This window comes from Arthrobacter sp. 4R501 (assembly GCF_002929755.1).
Lineage (GTDB): Bacteria > Actinomycetota > Actinomycetes > Actinomycetales > Micrococcaceae > Arthrobacter.
Window position 1 is genome coordinate 22,081 of the sequence record NZ_PJIW01000015.1, and the last position, 18,897, is coordinate 40,977.

The 18,897-nt window shown below is 65.3% G+C and carries 18 protein-coding genes and 1 pseudogene; 8 read left to right on the top strand and 11 right to left on the bottom strand.

The features are described from left to right. Positions 1-177: 177 nt before the first annotated feature. The 5 genes from CXR02_RS15325 to CXR02_RS15345 all read right to left on the bottom strand — a co-directional run bounded on the left by CXR02_RS15325 (position 178) and on the right by CXR02_RS15345 (position 5,093). Complete coding sequence (locus CXR02_RS15325; protein ID WP_104062775.1) at positions 178-1,872, bottom strand: thiamine pyrophosphate-binding protein; 1,695 nt, start codon at positions 1,870-1,872, stop codon at positions 178-180. A gap of 8 nt (positions 1,873-1,880) precedes the next feature. Next, the gene (gene speB / locus CXR02_RS15330) at positions 1,881-2,945 is read right to left on the bottom strand and encodes an agmatinase (RefSeq protein WP_104062776.1); all 1,065 of its coding nucleotides are present in this window, start codon (positions 2,943-2,945) and stop codon (positions 1,881-1,883) included. 413 nt (positions 2,946-3,358) lie between these two features. Beyond that, a complete protein-coding gene (locus CXR02_RS15335) occupies positions 3,359-3,694 on the bottom strand; it encodes a hypothetical protein (RefSeq protein WP_104062777.1) in 336 nt (111 codons plus the stop codon). 51 nt (positions 3,695-3,745) lie between these two features. Then, positions 3,746-4,726: a TIGR03086 family metal-binding protein gene (locus CXR02_RS15340; RefSeq protein WP_104062778.1), complete on the bottom strand. Its 981-nt coding sequence runs from the start codon at positions 4,724-4,726 to the stop codon at positions 3,746-3,748. A gap of 31 nt (positions 4,727-4,757) precedes the next feature. Further along, complete coding sequence (locus tag CXR02_RS15345; protein ID WP_219816439.1) at positions 4,758-5,093, bottom strand: helix-turn-helix transcriptional regulator; 336 nt, start codon at positions 5,091-5,093, stop codon at positions 4,758-4,760. Positions 5,094-5,267: 174 nt separating this feature from the next. Between CXR02_RS15345 and CXR02_RS23290 the strand changes: the two are divergent. From CXR02_RS23290 to CXR02_RS23025, 4 genes and pseudogenes are all read left to right on the top strand, one after another. Next, positions 5,268-5,402 (top strand): annotated as a pseudogene (locus CXR02_RS23290) (LacI family DNA-binding transcriptional regulator); the annotation flags it as partial. 51 nt (positions 5,403-5,453) lie between these two features. After that, the gene (locus CXR02_RS15350; protein ID WP_258061007.1) at positions 5,454-6,341 is read left to right on the top strand and encodes a LacI family DNA-binding transcriptional regulator; all 888 of its coding nucleotides are present in this window, start codon (positions 5,454-5,456) and stop codon (positions 6,339-6,341) included. 26 nt (positions 6,342-6,367) lie between these two features. Next, on the top strand, positions 6,368-7,366 hold the full coding sequence (locus CXR02_RS15355) for an aldo/keto reductase family protein (protein ID WP_104062781.1): 999 nt from the start codon (positions 6,368-6,370) through the stop codon (positions 7,364-7,366). Between the two features lie 173 nt (positions 7,367-7,539). Beyond that, entirely contained in the window at positions 7,540-8,271 is a 732-nt protein-coding gene (locus CXR02_RS23025; protein ID WP_258061009.1) for an FTR1 family protein, read from the top strand. Positions 8,272-8,366: 95 nt separating this feature from the next. On the opposite strand, the gene CXR02_RS15365 is transcribed toward CXR02_RS23025, so the two are convergent. Continuing rightward, entirely contained in the window at positions 8,367-8,942 is a 576-nt protein-coding gene (locus CXR02_RS15365) for a helix-turn-helix domain-containing protein (protein ID WP_058929916.1), read from the bottom strand. A gap of 284 nt (positions 8,943-9,226) precedes the next feature. Between CXR02_RS15365 and CXR02_RS15370 the strand changes: the two genes are divergently transcribed. Continuing rightward, positions 9,227-10,768: a sodium:solute symporter gene (locus CXR02_RS15370; RefSeq protein ID WP_104062782.1), complete on the top strand. Its 1,542-nt coding sequence runs from the start codon at positions 9,227-9,229 to the stop codon at positions 10,766-10,768. A gap of 135 nt (positions 10,769-10,903) precedes the next feature. Here CXR02_RS15370 and CXR02_RS15375 read toward each other — a convergent pair whose 3' ends face one another. Then, a complete protein-coding gene (locus tag CXR02_RS15375; RefSeq protein WP_104062783.1) occupies positions 10,904-11,128 on the bottom strand; it encodes a hypothetical protein in 225 nt (74 codons plus the stop codon). Between the two features lie 268 nt (positions 11,129-11,396). Here CXR02_RS15375 and CXR02_RS15380 point away from each other — a divergent pair, with 268 nt between their 5' ends. Continuing rightward, positions 11,397-12,536 carry a VIT1/CCC1 transporter family protein gene (locus tag CXR02_RS15380; RefSeq protein ID WP_258061012.1) on the top strand — a complete coding sequence of 380 codons (1,140 nt, stop codon included), beginning with the start codon at positions 11,397-11,399 and terminating at the stop codon, positions 12,534-12,536. 22 nt (positions 12,537-12,558) lie between these two features. On the opposite strand, the gene CXR02_RS15385 is transcribed toward CXR02_RS15380, so the two are convergent. The 4 genes from CXR02_RS15385 to CXR02_RS15400 form a co-directional block, all read right to left on the bottom strand. After that, positions 12,559-13,692 (bottom strand): LOG family protein, encoded by a 1,134-nt coding sequence (locus CXR02_RS15385; protein ID WP_104062785.1) that lies wholly within the window; start codon positions 13,690-13,692, stop codon positions 12,559-12,561. Positions 13,693-13,809: 117 nt separating this feature from the next. Beyond that, a complete protein-coding gene (locus tag CXR02_RS15390) occupies positions 13,810-14,583 on the bottom strand; it encodes an SDR family NAD(P)-dependent oxidoreductase (protein ID WP_104062786.1) in 774 nt (257 codons plus the stop codon). Between the two features lie 26 nt (positions 14,584-14,609). Next, positions 14,610-15,995 (bottom strand): MFS transporter, encoded by a 1,386-nt coding sequence (locus CXR02_RS15395; protein WP_104062787.1) that lies wholly within the window; start codon positions 15,993-15,995, stop codon positions 14,610-14,612. Between the two features lie 199 nt (positions 15,996-16,194). Further along, positions 16,195-16,902, bottom strand: a complete 708-nt coding sequence (locus CXR02_RS15400; protein ID WP_104062788.1) for a FadR/GntR family transcriptional regulator — start codon at positions 16,900-16,902, stop codon at positions 16,195-16,197. Between the two features lie 274 nt (positions 16,903-17,176). Here CXR02_RS15400 and CXR02_RS15405 point away from each other — a divergent pair, with 274 nt between their 5' ends. Together CXR02_RS15405 and iolB are read left to right on the top strand one after the other, a co-directional pair. Then, entirely contained in the window at positions 17,177-17,917 is a 741-nt protein-coding gene (locus tag CXR02_RS15405; RefSeq protein ID WP_104062789.1) for a GntR family transcriptional regulator, read from the top strand. 16 nt (positions 17,918-17,933) lie between these two features. Beyond that, positions 17,934-18,827 (top strand): 5-deoxy-glucuronate isomerase, encoded by an 894-nt coding sequence (gene iolB, locus CXR02_RS15410; RefSeq protein ID WP_104062790.1) that lies wholly within the window; start codon positions 17,934-17,936, stop codon positions 18,825-18,827. Positions 18,828-18,897: the final 70 nt, after the last annotated feature.

Here is an 18,897-nt window from a genome sequence, read left to right on the forward strand (position 1 = left end):
GCTCCTCTATTGTTTGCCTAAGGCAACTATATACATAAATGGTTGCTTTGGGAAACTAAAGAAGAGATGACCGGGATCACTGGCCTTAAACGCCAAGCGCGAACCGGCAGCTAATACCCTCAAATTTGCTTGGGAGGGTATTAGCTGCCAGTTCGCGCGTGCTTTGGTGCTGGGTGTTCAGTCGTCCAGGTGGGTGGGGCCGAACATCTTGAGCAGGGTTTCGACGACGACGACGTTGGGTCCGTCCGCCGCGAAGCCCGCCTTGAGCGCGTCCCCGACGTCCTCGGGGGCCACTCGCGTGGCCGGCACACCGAATGCTTCGGCGAGCTTGACGAAGTCGGGACGCGCAAGCTCGGTGGCCGTGGCCTTGCCGAACGCGCCCACCATGTATTCGCGCAGGATGCCGTAGCCGCCGTCGTCCACGATCAGCCAGGTGACCGGGATGTTGTGCTGCTTGGCGGTGGCGAGTTCGGAGATGGAGTACATGGATGAACCGTCACCGGACACCGCTAGGACCCGGCCGGGTTTGCCGACTGTTTCCAGCCCGACGGCGCCGCCGATGGCTGCCGGGAAGCCGTAGCCCAGGCCGCCGGCACCCTGTGCGGAGTGGAACTGGCCCTGCCGGGCATCCCAGCAGCTCCAGCCCCAGTACGCGGAAATGGTCATGTCCCAGAAGGTCTGCATGTCCGCGGGGACGGCTTCCCGGATGTCGGACATGAACTTCAGCTCTTTGCCCAGGTCCTGGGATTCCAGCCTTGCCTTGACCTTGGCGAGCGAGTCCTTCACCAGGTCCTCCGGGGCGGTCCCGTGCCAGCTGCGGGTGGTGGCGACGGGCGCCACAAGGGCATCGTCGAGGGCGGCGAGCGCCTGGCCGGCGTCGGCACGGATACCCAGGCCGGGGCTGTTCGATTCGAGGACGCGCGGCTCGGCGTCAATCTGGATGATGCGGCCGCGGGGCGCGAACGTGAAGTAGTTGGACGTGACTTCCCCGAGGGAGGAGCCAATGACAATCAGGACGTCGGCATCCTCCAGGAGGTCCGTCATGTGCCGGTCCTCGATCCAGGACTGAAGCGAGAGCTCATGGGTCCAAGGGAAGGCGCCGTTGCCGCCAGGTGTGCAGATGACCGGCGCCCGCAGCTTTTCGGCAATCGAGAGCAGCGATTTTTCGGCCCGGCCACGCCGGGTACCGCCACCGGCGATGATGGCGGGACGTTCCGCCGTCGACAGCCATTTCACTGCTTCCCGGACCAGCTCCACGCGGGGCGGGTTGTCCGCTGCTTCGGCGAGCGCGTCCTCCACCGGGGGCACCATGATGGGATCCAGGAGAACGTTCTGCGGGATTTCCAGCCAGACCGGGCCCTGCGGCGAGGAGATGGCTTCAGTCCAGGCATCCTGGATGGCCGACGGAATACCGGACGCGTGCTGGATCAGGCGCTGGCTCTTGGTGACGTTCGCGGCCGAGGCCTTCTGGTCATCGAGCTGGTGGAGCATGCCCTTGCGGCGGGCGCCGAGTCCCTCGAGCGGGATCTGGCTGGCCACCACCACCATGGGCACACCCGTCGCGTAGGCCTCCTGCAGGCCGGCCAGGGACGTCAGTGCGCCGGGTCCGGTGGACAGGAACAGCACACCCACCTCACCGGTGGCGCGGGAATACCCGTCCGCGGCGAAGGCGCTGTTGTTCTCCACGCGGGAGGACACAAAGTGCAGATTGCCGCGGCCCATGGCGTCAAACAGGCCGAGGGCATGCTGGCCCGGAATGCCGAAGACGGTCTTGGCGCCGAGCGCTTCCAGGGTTTCGACGACGAGGTCCCCGCCGTTGCGCTGGCTGGTCCCCCTGGTCGGGGCCGCTGTGCCCGGATCGAAATCAATCATGGTGGTGGCTACTCCTTGGTTCCGACGGCGAAACCGGCAGGTTGGCGGGCTTCTTGGCCGAGAGCCTGGGCGGCGTACCCGTTGGCTGCCCCGAACCGGTCACCTTCAACAGCATTGTCCGCCATCAGTGTGATCAGTTCATAGGCCACATGGCTGGCTGCGACGCCGGTGATTTCGGCGTGGTCGTAGGCGGGAGCAACCTCGACGACGTCGGCGCCCACCAGGTTCATGCCGCGGAAGCCGCGGATGATCTCCAGGAGTTCGCGGCTGGTGATGCCGCCGGCTTCGGGGGTTCCGGTGCCCGGGGCGTGGGCGGGGTCCAGGACGTCGATGTCCACGGAAATGTAGAGGGGGCGGTTGCCGATCCGGTCGCGGACCTTGGCCACGGTCTCCAGGACGCCCTGGTAGTAGACGTCAGCGGAGGTGACGATGCCGAACCCGAAGCGGTGGTCGTCGTCGAGATCCTTTTTACCGTAGAGCGGGCCGCGGGTGCCGATGTGGCTGATCGCTTCCGTGTCCAGGATGCCTTCTTCAACGGCCCGGCGGAACGGGGTGCCGTGGGTGTACTCGGCGCCGAAGTAGGTGTCCCAGGTGTCAAGGTGGGCGTCAAAGTGCAGCATGGCGATGGGTCCGCCGGCCCGCTCGGCAGCCGCGCGGAGCAGCGGCAGCGCGATGGTGTGGTCCCCGCCGAGCGTCACCAGCTTGCTGCCGGCCGCGGTGAGGTCCAGGGCGTTCTGCTGGATGGTTTCGATGGCTTCGTTGATGTTGAACGGGTTGACCGCCATGTCGCCGGCGTCAGCCACCTGGATGTTTTCGAACGGGCTGACGTCCCAGGCGGGGTTGTAGGGCCGGAGCAGTCGGCTGGCCTCGCGGACGTGGTTGGCGCCGAACCGTGCGCCGGGGCGGTACGAAACACCCGAGTCGAAGGGCACTCCCACCACCGTCACGTCAGCCTTGGCCACCTGGTCCAGGCGCGGCAGGCGGGCGTAGGTTGCGGCGCCGGCATAGCGCGGGATACGGGATGAATCGATGGGGCCAAGGTTGCCGTTGGCTTCGATGCGCAGCTCTTCCATGGGGAAGCTCTCCTTCGAGGATTGATCGGCTGGTGTGATACCCATCATAGCCTGAAGTTTTCTTATGCGCATCAAGTGTTTACAAGAACCACCCTCACCGCCGCTCCTCAACCTTGTGGAACTGAGAACAGGGCAGAGACCGGTGATCGCGTCCCAAAGTTGATGTCGAAGGACGGAATCTTCCTCGCGAAGAGCGGGAACACCGGACCGCCGATGCGTTCGGACATTTCGAACCGGGTCTGTCCAGGGCCAGTCTCCGCCAGCGTGTAGACGCGGGTTCCCAAGGCATCGCTCCATGCCAGCCGTTGCGTCGGCGAGAATTCCTTGATTTTCAGGGTGACTCTGAGGGGTGCCGGGGGTCCGCCGCTGTGTGGCGGCGGACACGCTGCGGGATGTGAATAGAAGGGCTGCAGCTACATGCCGGGGATCTGCTGGGCCTCGTGGACCTCGATTTCGCTGCCCGGCATGTTCAGGTGCGGGTGCTGCTTGGCGAGTTCCAGGGCTGCCTCAGCAGTCTCGGCTTCGATGAGGCTGTATCCGGAGACCTCGAGCTGGCTCGGCGCGGTGGCTCCGCCGGGCGAAACGCGGACGCCGTTGGCCAAAGGGGTTCCGAAGTCGATCAGCCCGTGGCCCACTTTGGCCCCCCAGGCGTTCCAGTCCCCCATGGCGGCTTCCATGTCTTCCGGTGCCGGCGGCGCGGCCTCGGCGGGTGTCATCGGGGAGTGGTAGATGAAGAGAAACTTGGACATTTTCGTTCCTTCTTTCGTGATTGTTGTTTTGTTGTTGCGGCGGCGAAACGATCAGGCGGTGACAGTCCGCCCGGTGAACGCAATGAGTCGCTCGAGGCTGCCAGCGGTCTCCGCGACAGGCTGGGCGGGCGCGAAGCTGCCGCCGGAGCGGACCTGCTCGGAGATGGTCACCACGGCCAGGCCCTCTACATAATCCGTAACGACGTCGGACACTGCCAGGTCCTGGCCGCTTGCCTTCGCGAAGTCCCACGCGTGGACCAGCAGCTCGAGGTTCAGGATGCTGGCCACCATGGTGGCGGGGAGTTTGGCGAAACCCATGTCGATGGTGCCGTCAACGCCTCGGCGGGCGAACGCTTCCAGCGTGGGCTGGGCAAGTTCGGCGATGCGGACTTCGGGAGTCGCATCGGCGCGGTCCGTAACGTCGACACCCAGGGCGGTGCCGATGTTCTTCAGCGACCCCGCCAGGTGCCCAAGGAGTTCACGGGCAGTGAAGTCCTCGCACGGCGTCGGCTTTTCCCGGTCTTCCGGGGTGAGCTTACGCAGGACCCCCAGGAGGACTGCCAGCGACGCGTCGGCGGCGATGAGGTGGTCGATGGGGTCCGGGGCAGCGGACCATTCGTCCGGGCCGGCACCGGAATCCGACGACGCCTCCGCGACCAGGCGTCCCAGGAAGTGGTTCCAGCCTTCGGCGTGTGCCGTGGACTGTTCGGGTGTGAGGCCCTCGTGCACCAGTCGAAGCGACGTGCCGCCTTCGACGGGCTCCAGCGTAATGGTGACCGTGGACGCGCCGGGCGGCAGGTCCGTGGCGGACTCCCAGCCCCAGGTGAACACGATTCGCTTGCCCGGCTCGATTTCCTGGAACGTCCCGGCGGCGTGGTGACCCGGGATGATGGTCCAGCGGTACTCGCCGCCGACGCGAAGGTCCACCCGGGCGGCGACCGTCTTCCAGCGGCGCAGGCGTTCCGGCTGCGTGATCAGGGCGAAGGCCTCGTCAGCGCCGACGGGAAGGTGGATGGTTTTATCGAAGCTCATCTGAGCGGTCCTTTGTCTTGGAATGAAGTATTTAGCGGGGTGGTGCAGGGTTGCCTGAACCGTGCCGGCCTGCTGCCTGCGCGGCGGCGTCCGCGGCCAGCAGATCCAGCTCGTCGGTCCAGAACTGCTCGACCAGCGCACGGAGCCGGCCCATGCCCTCGGGGTCGAGCCGGTAATACCTGTTCCGCCCTTCCTTGCGCGCAACTACCAGGCCTGCCTGTTCCAGCAGCAGCAGGTGCTGGGAGACTGCCGAGCGGCTGATCGTGAAGTGGGCGGCCAACTCCCCCACAGCCTGTTCATGACCTGCCAGGAGACGCAGCAACCTCCGCCGGTTCGGCTCCGCAGCGATCTCCAAGGCATCCAACACACTTAATACGTTAGTATCAGCTAACGTATCCGACAAGCCCCGGCGACCGAAAGAGGCCCGCGACTTTTGTCGATCCCTGAACTGCGATTGGAACGGGCAGCGGCGAAACTCTTCCACCGGGTGAAGCATCGCAAGCGCTTGCGAAATTCTTTAAATGCAGCTAATTTTATTCCCATGCCTTCTTCCGTAGAAACCGTCGCCGAACGTGCTGGCGTCTCAGTGTCTACGGTTTCCCGCGCCCTTCGCGATATTCCTGGCATTTCGGTCGAGACTCGCAAGCGCGTGCAAAGGATTGCCTTGGAGTTGGGCTATGTTCCTTCCTTGGCCGGATCCCGTCTTGCCACCGGAAAGACGCGAACGGTGGCGATTCTGACCCCCAGCCTGTCAAAATGGTTCTTTGGCCAGGTCCTGAGCTCTGCAGGCAACGTGCTGCGCGAGGCAGGGTATGACGTCCTTCTCTACGAACTGGCTGACCCGGGGTCCCGTGATCGATTCTTCGCCGGGCCCGGGCTGGCCGGCCGCGCTGATGGTGTCCTCATCCTCGCCCTGCAGCCCAGTCCGCAAGAACTGGCGGCGCTGGACAGGCAGGGACTGCCGATCGCGGTTCTGGGGTCCAATCAGCCGGGGCTTGCCGGCGTAAGCGTGGAGGACAGGGCTGCCGGCCTGTCGGCGGTGCGTCACCTGCTGAACCTGGGACATGAACAGATCGGCTTCATCGGAATCCAGGAACAGGTCGGCAGCACGCTAGGCGGTGTTCCACCCGCGCAACGGCACCTCGGCTACCGCGATGCCCTTGCGGAGGCCGGACTCGAGCCGGATCCCGGCAATGAAGTCTTCGACGAGAACACCGTATCCGGAGGGTCAGCCGCCATGGCCAAACTCCTGTGCGCGGGCAACCCACCCACTGCAGTGTTTGTTGCCTCCGACGAAATGGCCTTCGGCGCTCTGCGCTCACTGCGCGATGCGGGAATCAGCATCCCTGATGATGTGTCAGTGATCGGATTCGACAACCACGAACTCGCCGAACTTCTTGACCTGACCACCATGGACCACTCCGTCGCGCGGCAGGGCAGCGAGGCCGCACGACTCCTGCTCGCCAACCTCCAAGCTACCAACCTCCAAGCTACCGACCCTGCGGCCCCTGCGGCTGGCTCGGTGACCATCACGGCCACGCTGGTCGTCCGAGCCAGCACGGCGCCGCCGCGGCCGCTGCGCAGCAAAAACAAGCTCCAGCGGCACCGCGGATAGCAAACCCACAATCGAAGGAACTCCACATGGAATACCGCAAACTCGGCTCATCCGGCATGTACATCAGCGAACTCGCCTACGGCAACTGGGTCACCCATGGAGAGCAGATCGACCAGGAAGCCGCCACGGCCTGCGTCCGCCAGGCACTGGACTTGGGCATCACTACTTTCGACACAGCCGACGCCTATGCAGGAACCAAGGCGGAGACGGCCCTTGGGGAAGCACTCAAGGGGGTGCGCCGCGAGGGCTTGGAGATTTTCACCAAGGTTTACTTCCCCACCGGTGAAGGCAAGAATGATCGCGGACTGTCCCGCAAGCACGTGATGGAGTCCATCAACGGCTCCCTGCAACGCCTCCAGACCGACTATGTGGACCTCTACCAGGCCCACCGCTATGACTATGAAACGCCCCTCGAAGAGACGATGCAGGCGTTCGCGGACATCGTCCGTGCGGGCAAGGCCCTCTACATCGGGGTGTCCGAATGGACCGTGGACGAAATCCGGGCGGGAGCCAAGCTGGCCAAGGAACTGGGCATCCAGCTGATCTCCAACCAACCGCAGTACTCCATGCTGTGGCGCGTCATCGAGGAAGAAATCGTCCCCGTCAGCGAGGAACTGGGACTTGGACAGATCTGCTGGTCACCCATGGCCCAGGGCGTCCTCACCGGCAAGTACGTGCCCGGGCAGCCCGCACCGTCCGCATCGCGGTTCACCACGGATGACGGCGGCCTCAAGACCGACCACCGCTACCTCGGCGACGACGTCCTTGCCCGCGTCCAGCAGCTCAAACCACTCGCCGAGGAAGCAGGACTGTCCATGGCGGCCCTCGCGCTGGCCTGGGTCCTTCAGAACGCCAACGTCTCTGCCGCCATCGTTGGAGCCTCACGCCCGGAACAGCTCGTGGACAACGCCACCGCGGTCGGAGTGAAACTGGAAGCCGACCTCCTGGCCCGGATCGACGCCATCCTGGAACCCGTCATCGAAAGGGATCCCGGCAAAGTCGAGTCCTTCCTGACCCGCCCCTGACGCAAGGAGGCAGTGGCCCGCAAGCGCTATAGGCCGGATTGGAAGTGGGGATCCGCAGCGTGTCATGCTCCGTCAATTAGCCCACACAAACTTTGCCTGATTGGAGAATCTGGGTAATCCTCACTTTAGGTGAGCCTAACCTTGGCTTCCACGAGCCGAGGTGTCCATCCGCAATGACCGCAAATTACCTGATTGGCCTCCGCGAAGGCCTTGAGGCAACCCTGATCGTGGTCCTGCTGATGGCGTACCTGGTCAAAAGCGGCCGCAGGCATCTCCTCCCGCGAATGTGGGCCGGCGTCGGCATCGCCGTGGCCGTTTCGTTCGGCTTCGGCGCGCTGCTCACGTACGGACCGCGTGGGTTGACGTTCGAGGCCCAGGAGGCCATCGGCGGCAGCCTGTCGTTGCTGGCCGTCGGACTCGTCACCTGGATGGTGTTCTGGATGGCCAGGACCGCCCGGACCCTGGGTGGGCCAGACAGTGAGCGCCACTGCGGCGCGCTCAGCCTTGTCCCGGCCCAGCATCCTGATTCCAGTTCTCTCGGTGGCAGCGGCAGCCGCGTGGTGCACGTCCTTGGCCGTGGGCCATACCCGCCCCTTCGACGCCGGCACGCACCGGCTGGCGCTGTCAACCCATGTCCTGGCGATGGTGCTGGCCTTCGGTTCCGTCATAGTGGTCGACTGGGTCGGGTTCCTGTGGTTGATCGGCAAACGGGGGCTGCACGATACGAGCCGGCTGGAATCTGCGGCAGCGCCGCTGATCTGGGCGGCCTAGCAGGGCTGCTGATCACAGGTGCGCTCATCCATCCGGACATCACCAGCCCCGCCACGCAGCTGAAGATGTGCTGCGTCCTGGGACTGATGCTCAACGGCATCTCCCTGGTCCCGGTAATGCGCAGCCGCCGCTGAGTGGAGTCCGGCGATGTGACCGGCCACCGCGAGTTGTATATGTCGCCATAACCCGGGCAGGAGCGCAGCAACGCTAGCGAGCGGGAATCAGCAACCTACCGGCTGGCGGCGGGGACCAGGACCCAGAGAACCTCGACGGCCTCGTCGGTGGGATTGACCCACGTATGCGGTTCGCGGCCCGGGAAGGTCACGGTGTCGCCGGTGCTGAGCTCGTATTCCTCGTTGGTCAGGATCAGCCGGATGCGCCCCTTGATCACGTGGAGCACATCCACGTCGCAGTCCACGGCGTAAAGCTCAGCCTCGCCGCGGCCATGCGGCTCGATGACGGCCTGGATGATCTGGATGCGCCGTTCGGAGCGGGCAGTCAGCAGCCGCTCCACGATGCCTTCGCCGCCCAGGGAGATCCGTGGGCCTTCGTCCCGCTTAGTCAGGTGGGTTTCCGGGGCCACAAACAGGTCGCCAATGGAGATGGACAGGACCTGGCATAGGGTCACCAGGGACGCGACCGACGGCGACGTAAGGTCACGTTCCACGCGGCTGAGGAAGCCCTTGGTCAGGCCGGTGGCGTCGGCAACCTGCTCGATGGTCAGCCGCTGCGACTGCCGGGCGGCACGGATTCGGGAACCGATGGCAACGGGAACGTTGCTCGGCTCAACTGGCAGTGCCTTCATGTGCAGACCTTTCGTGGCCGGCGGTGCGGCCCCATCTCTGGAGCAATCCTAATGGCCAGCAGCAGACGTGACACGGCAACCACGGCAACGAACACCAGGCAGTGCGGCCGGACCTTGACTGTTGCGTCGGTCACAGCATACGCTTTTAGGCAACAAGTGTTGCCCCTGAGGCAATATTCGAGGAACTCTTCCTCCCAATTCCACAAGAGCAGCGGAATACCGGCTTCCCCAGCAGCGCCGCCGGGATTCCAGAAACACTGCAGATCAGCTCCAAGGAGCCCCAAATGGACGCTAACTTCGTCAACATCGCCATCGTGGTGGTGTACCTCATCGCCATGCTGGCCTTCGGCTGGTGGGGCAAGTCCCGCACCAAGAACAACAGCGACTTCCTGGTTGCCGGCCGCCGCCTCGGCCCCCTGCTCTACACCGGCACCATGGCCGCCGTCGTCTTGGGCGGCGCCTCCACCGTCGGCGGCGTCGGCCTGGGCTACAAGTTCGGCATCTCCGGCATGTGGCTGGTGGTCGCCATCGGCGCGGGTGTGCTCCTCCTGAGCCTGCTCTTCGCCGGCACCATCCAGCGGCTGAAAATCTACACGGTCTCCCAGATGCTCAGCCTGCGCTACGGCCAGCGCGCCACCCAGACCTCCGGCATCGTGATGCTGGCCTACACCCTGATGCTCTGCGCCACCTCCACCGGCGCCTACGCCACCATCTTCGTTGTCCTGTTCGACTGGGAGCGCTGGCTCGCCATCGCCGTCGGCGGCGCCATCGTCCTGGTCTACTCGACCATCGGCGGCATGTGGTCCATCACCTTGGCCGACCAGGTGCAGTTCATCATCAAGACCGTGGGCATCTTCGCCCTGATGCTGCCGTTCACGCTCAACGCCGCCGGCGGCTTCGACGGCATCCGCAGCCGCGTTGACGCCAGCTTCTTCCAGCTCGATGGCATCGGGATGCAGACCATCATCACCTACTTCGTGGTCTACACCCTCGGCCTGCTCATCGGCCAGGACATCTGGCAGCGCGTCTTTACCGCCAAGACCCCCACCGTGGCCCGCTGGGGCGGCGCAACGGCCGGCGTTTACTGCATCCTGTACGGCGTCGCCGGTGCCCTGATCGGCCTTGCCGCCCGCGTGGCCCTGCCCGACATCGACGTCGCCAACCTCGGCAAGGACGTAGTCTACGCCGAGGTCGCCACCCAGATCCTGCCGATCGGCATCGGCGGCCTGGTCATGGCCGCCGCAGTCGCCGCCATGATGTCCACCGCCTCCGGCGCCCTCATCGCCGCCGCCACGGTGGCCCGCGCCGACGTGGTGCCGTTCGTGGCCAGCTGGTTCGGCAAGACGATCAACACCGACGACACCGAAAACCCCGAGCACGACGTCAAGGCCAACCGTTACTGGGTCCTAGGCCTGGGCATCGTGGCCGTGCTGATCTCTATGGCGGCACAGGACGTCGTGGTGGCACTGACCATCGCCTACGACATCCTGGTGGGCGGCCTGCTGGTGGCCATCCTCGGCGGCCTGGTCTGGAAGCGCGGCACCGGCATCGCAGCCGCCTGGTCCATGGCCGTTGGCTCGGTCCTGACCCTGGCACTGTTGATCATGTACGCCGTAGGGGTCATCCCCAGCGTTGACGGCGTCTACGCCAACGAACCCATCTACTGGGGCCTCGGCGCCTCGCTGGTTTCGTACATCGTGATCTCGCTGCTCACGCCTCCCACGGACCCCGAGGTCCGCGAGGCCTGGGAGAAGCGGGTCGCAGGAGCGGTCACCGAAGAGCTGCCCATGGAGGCCCACCCGGTCGCCAGCCACTCGAGCCACTAATCTCGACAGGCTCGATCACCGGAGATAACAGGCTCGATCACCGGCGGCCACTGAGCCCGCAGCTTCACTGAGTTAAGTACGACGGCGGCACTCCCCTTCGCTTCCCCGCGAACCGGAGTGCCGCCGTCGTTCGTTCTATTCGGTTCCGCGGAACTCGTCCTCATCGAGTGGAACCACGCGCTCCTCGGCGTCGACTGCCACCGGGGGCGTGGGAACCACCACCTTTTCGGCGTCCAGGAATTCGTCCTCGGCGTCCCAGTCGTCCACGCTGACGGGGACGTCCTCGGCGTAGTCGTAAGCGGGATCCGATTCAACAGATTCCAGGTGCGGCATGTCCGGGTGCTGTCCGGTGGTGCTCATGATTCGACCTCCGTTTGTTCGCCTGACGTGCTTTGTTGATGGGCGCCGCCGGTGGGCGCGGGCGGACGCCACTCCTTCATCACAGCACCGCCGGTGGGCCCGGTCAAGAGCCGGCGCAACCCGTCCGGGCACACGCGGCAGACCGCGGAATTTTGAGGGAAACCTAAACTCCGCACTGAGGGCAGCCAGCCGAAAATCCGCGGAATTCCGCGGTAAGCTGGGCGTTGCAATGGGGCCGAACCATGCCCATCCAGCACAGGAGCCTTGTGTGTCTCAGCACCCCAATCCCAGCCAAGCCCGGCCGGCGGATTCCACCCCATCCGCGCCGCAGCCCACCCCGGCCGACATCCGCCGGTGGCGCCAGTACCTCGCGGACGAACGGGCAGAGGCCGCTGTCTACCGCGATCTCGCCCAAAACCGCGACGGCGAAGAACGTGCCATCCTGCTGGCCCTCGCCGAAGCCGAGGGGCGGCACGAGGCCCACTGGCTGCACCTCCTCGGCGACCACGCCCAAAAGTCCCGGCCGGCGTCCCTCCGCAGCCAGTTCCTGGGCTTCCTGGCCCGCCACTTCGGCTCCGTTTTCGTCCTGGCTCTCGCCCAGCGCGCTGAAGGCCGATCCCCCTACGCCTTGGATCCCAACGCCACAGACGCCATGGCAGCGGATGAACAGATCCATGAGGAAGTTGTCCGAGGCCTGGCAACCCGTGGCCGCAACCGGCTCGCCGGGACGTTCCGTGCCGCCGTTTTTGGCGCCAACGATGGCTTGGTCAGCAACCTCTCCCTCGTCGTGGGCATGGCCGCTTCCGGAGTGGCGAGCGGGGTGGTGCTGCTCAGCGGTGTGGCAGGGCTCCTCGCCGGTGCCATGTCCATGGCCGCGGGCGAGTTTGTCTCCGTGCGGTCCCAGCGCGAGCTCCTGGCAGCCACGCGTCCCACCCAGATCACCCTCGCGGCCGCCCCGAAACTGGACATCGAAAACAACGAACTGATGCTCGTCTACCTGGCGCGCGGAATGTCCCACGAAGCGGCCGCACACCGCGTGGCCGAACGCATGGGGCTGCTGGGCTGCGACTGCGATCCCAGCCTGTCGCTCCAGCCCGAGGTGCCGGAGACTGAGGACCAGCACGAGGCCGTGGGCACCGCGTGGGGGGCGGCGCTGTCCAGCTTCTGCTTTTTCGCGTCCGGCGCCGTGGTCCCCATCCTGCCGTTCCTGTTCGGCCTGACCGGGTTGACCGCCCTGGTGGTGGCAGCGGTGCTGGTGGGGCTGGCGCTGCTGGCCACCGGCGGAATCGTGGGCCTGCTGTCCGGGACGTCGCCGCTGACGCGCGGGCTCCGCCAGCTGGGCATCGGCCTGGGCGCCGCCGCCGTAACCTACATTCTCGGGCTGGCCTTCGGCACCGTGGTGGGTTAGCGACGGCCGGACGCCGGAATAGTCAGCCGCCCAGCACCGCGAGCGCCTCGTCCAGCCTGTCCACCAGGAAGATCCGGTCCTCCATGGCCCGTCCGGCAGCGAGCCGCCGGAGGAGGGGCCACGCGGGATACTCGTGCTCCCAGTGCTGCCGTCCCACCAGCACCATCGGCGTCACGGCTTCGCGGGCGCTGTAGTAGTTCTCGCAGGCGTCCTGGAAAATTTCCTGCACGGTACCGGCCGCTCCCGGCAGGAAGATGATGCCGCCGTCGCACAGTTCCAGCAGGATCGCCTCCCGGATGGCGTTGGCGAAATACTTGGCGATGTGGGTGGCAAAGTAGTTCGGCGGCTCATGCCCGTAGAACCAGGTGGGGATGCCCAGCGACGGCGTTCCGCCCGGATGGCGTTCGACGACGGCGGCCGCCTCGCGTGCCCACGCGGACACCGATGGGCGGAATCCGGGGACGGCTCCAAGGCCGGCGAGCGCCGCCGTGAACTCCGCGTGCGGAACGTGGCTCAGATACGCGCCGAGGTTTGCCGCTTCCATGGCACCCGGGCCGCCGCCGGTTGCCACGATCCGCCCGCTCTTCGCCAGGAGCCTGCCCAGCTCGGCTGCCTGGGCGAAGTCCAGGGTGCCCCGCAGGACGGCATGCCCGCCCATCACGCCCACGGTGGTGCGGCCGGCGTAGGGGTCCGAGTGAGTGAACTCGTCCAAGGCGTCGCCGATGGCGTGGTCATGCAGCGCCGAGGCCAGGGTGGCGTCCAGCCGGTTGCGTTGCCCCGGGCGGATGCTCCACTGGTACACCAGCGCGTCAGGCAGCTCCTCATAGGGTGAGTTTTCCAGGCCGGCGTACAGTTCCTGCGGTGTATAGAGCCGGGCCCGGTAGGGATCGAACGGCACACCCTGCAACCTGGGGAAGATCAGTGCGCCGCGGCGGCGAAGCCCGTCTTCAACGCCCTGGTCGAAGGTGCAGCCCAGGAAAATGGCACCCTCCACGTCCAGGGTTTCCAGCACCGCGTTCCGGCCGCGCAGGTCCAGGGACTGGGCGTGCCAGCCGTGCATGGCCACCGCGCCGGCGGCGACCAGCCGGTCGAAGGCGTCCAGGCTCTCAACCTCAAGGGTCCGAGGGCTGGGGACCAGGCCGCCGGAGGGGTTCATAGTGCCAGCCTAGACTTCGGCCGAGGCTCCGGCACGGCACGGCACGGCACATCACTGGCACGAGGACGCCCCCGCCGGAAAACCGGAGGGGGTGCCCGTGCCTGGTCCGGTTCCCGGTCAGGAAACCTGGAGGCCGCCGTTGATGTCGTAGGTGGCGGCGGTGATGTAGCCCGAGTCCTGGCCCAGCAGGAAGGCGATCAAGGCTGCCACTTCCTCGCGGGTGCCCACGCGGCCCATCATGATGCCCTCGGACAGCTGCGCTTTGCGCTCATCGGTGAGGGTTCCACCCATGATGTCGGTGTCGATCGGACCGGGGGCAATCGCATTGACCGTGATGCCGAACTCGCCGACTTCCCGGGCCAGGGCGCGGGTGAACCCGAGGATTCCGGCTTTGGTAGCGCTGTAGGCAACCTTCGAGAACGTTCCTCCGCCGCGCTGGGCGGAGATGGACGAGATGCTCACGATCCGCCCGAGCTTGCGCTCGATCATGCCCTTGAGGACACGCTGGGAAACGATAAATGTACCGCGCATGTTGATGGCGAAGACGTTGTCCCACTCCGCCACGGTGGTTTCCATGAACGTCGTCGGGGAGCTGATCCCGGCGAGGTTGGCGAGCGCAACAATCGGGGGAAGCGCGTCTTCGATCTCGGTGATGGCCCGGTCAACGGACGCCTCGTCGGACACGTCGGCTCCAACACCAATGGCCTTGACCGCACGGTTGGAGCCGATCTCCGCGGCGGCGGCCTTGGCGTCCTCCGCATTGATGTCGAGGATGGCGATTGACCATCCCTCGCTGGCCATCCGGTCAGCGGCGGCGCGGCCGATGCCGCGGGCCGACGCGGCGCCGGTCAGGACAACCGTGCGTTCGGAGGGGAAGTTGCTGATAGTCATGAGGTTTTCCTTCAGTGATTTCGAGATCAGGAGATTTTGGTGGCGTGCGTGGAATCAGGCGTCACAGCGGCCGTCGCGGCAACTGCGGGATCCAGCGCGGCATCGCCTTCGGGGCGCTTGCGTGCGTAAAGGTAGGTGGCAACCGCCGTGACGCAGAGGCAGAAGGACAGGAACAGCAGGCCGCTCTGGTTGTTGCCCGTGGCGTCGTTCAGGAGGCCGACAGCGTAGGGGGCCACAAAACCACCGAGGTTACCCAGTGAGTTGATCAGGGCGAGGCCGGAAGCAGCAGCTGCCCCGGTGAGCGCCGCGGACGGCATGGACAGGAACGGGGCGATGGCGCCGTAGATACCCATGGCCGCAGCGGTCAGGGCAATGAGGGCCAGTATGGGGTTGACCGGGAGCAGGTAGCCTGCAGCAAGGAGGCCCATGCCGGCAAGGACCATGCTGACCGCACTGTGCCAGGCCCGCTTTCCGGTCTTGTCCGCACGCTTGCTCCAGAAGTACACAAAGACTGCGGCCACGGAGTAGGGAATGAGAACGATGAACCCGACCTGGGCGGTGGAGAACTTGCCCAAGGCGGCGACGATGGTGGGCATCCAGAGACCCAGTCCGTAGATGCCGCAGACCAGGCCGAAGTACAGGGCCGAGTAGGTCAGGGTCCGCTTGTCCTTGAGGCCGGACAGGAAGTTGTGGCTGCGGCCCGTGGACTTGGCTGCCAGTTCTTTGTCCATGGTGGTGACAAGCCATTCGCGTTCGTCGGCGTTGAGCCACTTGGCGTCCCGCGGGCGGTCGGTCATGAGGATGGGCGTTAGCACGCCCAGGAGAATGGCCGGGATGCCTTCAATGATGTAGAGCCACTGCCAGCCCTGCAGGCCCATGATGCCGTCCATCTGCAGCAGAAGCCCGGAGACCGGGGCGCCGAGGGCGTTGGAGATGGGCTGGGCGAGGATGAAGATGCCCAGTACCGTGACGCGCTGAGCGGCCGGGAACCACAGGGTCAGGTAGAAGAGGATGGCCGGGAAGAACCCAGCCTCTGCCGCGCCCAGCAAGAACCGGATGACGTAGTAGGTGGTTTCACCGTTTACCAGGCACATGGCCGTGGCGAAGATGCCCCACGTAATAAGGATCCGGGCCAGCCACTTGCGTGCGCCGAACCGGTACATGCCAGCGTTGCTGGGCACCTCGAGGAGCGCATAGCCGAGGAAGAAGATGCCGGCGCCGAGCCCGTAAGCTGCGGCATTCAGGCCGATGTCCTCGCTCATGGTGAGCTTGGCGAAGCCCACGTTGTTGCGGTCAAGGTAGGCAACGAAATAGAGCAGGACGATCAGTGGCATAACCCGGCGGCGGACCTTGCGGAGCGTGCGCTCGCCAAGCTCGCCGAGCCCTGCGGATTTTAAGGAGAGTGAAGTCATCTTCGACCTTCTGTCTAACGGAGTCCGGCACCGGCGGTGGTGGCGGGAATCCGTGCGGATATCTTGGGAGGCCCAGTCCAAAGGGGAACGGGATCAATGCGATTTGAGTCAGATGTCAGACATCTGATCGAACAACTGAGAAAAAGCATAGATTAGTGATGCGGATTACGTCAAGACCTGCTTGGTGCGGGCTGCAACGTCAGGATGCTGCGTGGTGCACGTAGCGTTCGTAGTCCCGGTATGTCTGGTCCATATGCTCGTCCATGGTGCGGCGGGCCAGCTCGGCCTCGCCGCTGAGGATGCTTTCCATGACCTTTTGGTGGTACTCAATGGCGTGCAGTTGGATCTCTTCGACGGCGGACGTTTCACGCCGTTTTACGTAAAGGAGCTGACCCAGCTGCGCGAACAGCGCCCGGACAAATGGATTGCCGGAAGCCTTCAACACTGCGTCGTGGAAGGCGATGTCTGCCGCCACGAAGGCATCGAGGTCGCCGGAATCATGGAAGCGCTTCATGTCCGCAATGCACTCGCGCATCTGCTGCGCATGCTCGGGTGTATGGCGTTTGGCCGCGAGCGCAGCGGCCCCGGTTTCCACCATGCGCCGCATCTCGATCAACCCCACTGCGACCTGTTCCGCCCCGTTGTCGTGCGAAGCGGCCTTGAAGATCGCATCCAGACCGGTCCAGTTGTCGGTCGGGTTCACGAAGGTCCCGCGGCCGGCTTTAACGTAGAGGATGTTCTGCGCCCGCAGCGCCTTGAGTGCCTCGCGCACCGTGAGGCGGCTGACGTCGTAGGCTTTGGCGATGTCGGCTTCGGGCGGTAAGGCAACGTGGGGCTGCAGTTTGCCGTCCAGGATATCTTCGAGCAGGCCGTCGACAAGGTCGTCAACAAGTGTCCTACGGCCCATCGTGCTTTCCACCTTTAGTCTTGCCCCGTACTCCGGGTGCCATCCACATTACAGAAGCCGCCGTACGGACCGGGACCCCCACCAGCTTCACCGCCCGTTAAGGCGGCGTCTCAGTTCACTTCCATACCAAAGCGGGCCGTAGCCTTGACCGCCAAAGTTCGGCTGATATTATCAACAAAGGCAGTATGTCCTATCAAGCGAACATAGTAGGACATGGATTCCCTCCCGGGCCTCGGGCGGGCACCAGCTTCCGGCATGGAACGAGGAATATCCAGTGGCGAATCAACTTGGTCTCATCATCGACCGCTCCTCGCCCGTACCCCTGTACCACCAGGTGGTGCAGGGCATCGAGGCCGCCATCCACAGCGGAATCCTGGAACCCGGCAGCCGGCTGGAGAACGAAATCGATCTCGCGGCCCAGCTGAACCTCAGCCGGCCCACCATGCGCAAAGCCATGGACGAGCTGGTCCGTTCGGGGCTGCTGGTCCGCAAGCGCGGCGTGGGTACGCAGGTGGTCTCCAGCCAGGTCCGCCGCCCCCTGGAGCTCTCCAGCCTGTTTGATGACCTCTCCAACAACGGCAAGAAGCCCACCACCCAGGTGCTGACCTTCTCCCACATGGAGGCCGACGCTGCGACGCTCGCCACCCTCGAACTGCCTGCCGGCTCCAAGGTGTACCACTTCACCCGCCTGCGGAAAGTGGGCGGCAAGCCCCTGGCCCTGATGGAGAACTGGGTCCGGGACGACATCGCCACCATGGACGAAGCCATGCTGGCCTCTGAGGGCCTCTACGCCATTCTCCGCCGCGGCGGAGTCAACTTTCGCCTGGCCTCGCAACGAATCGGCGCGATGATCGCCAACGACTACCAGGCGCGCCTGCTGGAGGCGGAGGTCAATACCGCCCTGGTCACCATGGAGCGCACCGCAACGGACGACGCCGGCCGCCGTGTGGAAACCGGACACCACGTGTACCGGGCGGATTCGTACAGCTTTGAAATGACACTCGTACAGCGATAGCGCAAGGAAAACATCAATGACTAACTGGGTCTACCCCCTGGGCAGCGCCGCCGACGGCGGCTGGGACATCTCGCTCGGAACCTCCGATTCAACCCTGGCCGTGGACGGCTGGGCCCATACGGGCCTGAAGGTGGCCACCTTAACTGCAGGAGCCGACGTCGTTCTCCCGGCAGCGGACGAAGAGCGGATTGTGGTTCCCCTCAACGGCTCCTTCACAGTCTCTGTGGACAATGAAGAGTATGTCCTGGCGGGGCGGGCGTCCGTGTTCCACGGCCCCACCGACGTGCTGTACTCGGGCACGGGCCGTGCCGTCACCATCAGCTCGTCCGACGGCGGACGGGTGGCGGTCGCCACCGCACCGGCCAAAGCCTCCTATCCCACCCGCCTGGTCACGGCGGCGGAGACACCCGTGGAACTGCGCGGGGCCGGCAACTGCTCCCGCCAGGTCCACAACTTCGGCACGCCTGCTGCCCTCGAGGCTGACCGTTTCATCGTGTGTGAAGTCCTCACTCCCGCCGGGAACTGGTCCTCTTACCCTCCGCACAAGCACGATGAGGAAAAGGACGGCGAAACGAACCTCGAGGAGATCTATTACTTCGAGACGCAGGTGGCTGCGGGCTCCGGGGCACCCGCCGACGCCGACGCCATCGGCTACCAGCGCGTCTATGCCTCGGATGAGCGTCCGATCGACGTGGCGGCCGAGGTCCGCACGGGCGACGTTGTACTGGTCCCGTACGGTTGGCACGGCCCCGCCATGGCGGCCCCGGGCTACGACCTGTACTACCTGAACGTGATGGCCGGCCCCGGTCCCGTCCGTGAATGGCTCATCAGCGACGACCCGCACCACGGCTGGGTCCGCCAAAACTGGGACGGCCAGGACGTCGATCCCCGGCTGCCGTTCGGCGCTTAGAGAGCAAGCGCTAGAGATTAAGAAAATGCCCCTCCGGAACGGATTCCGGAGGGGCAATTTTCATGGCAGC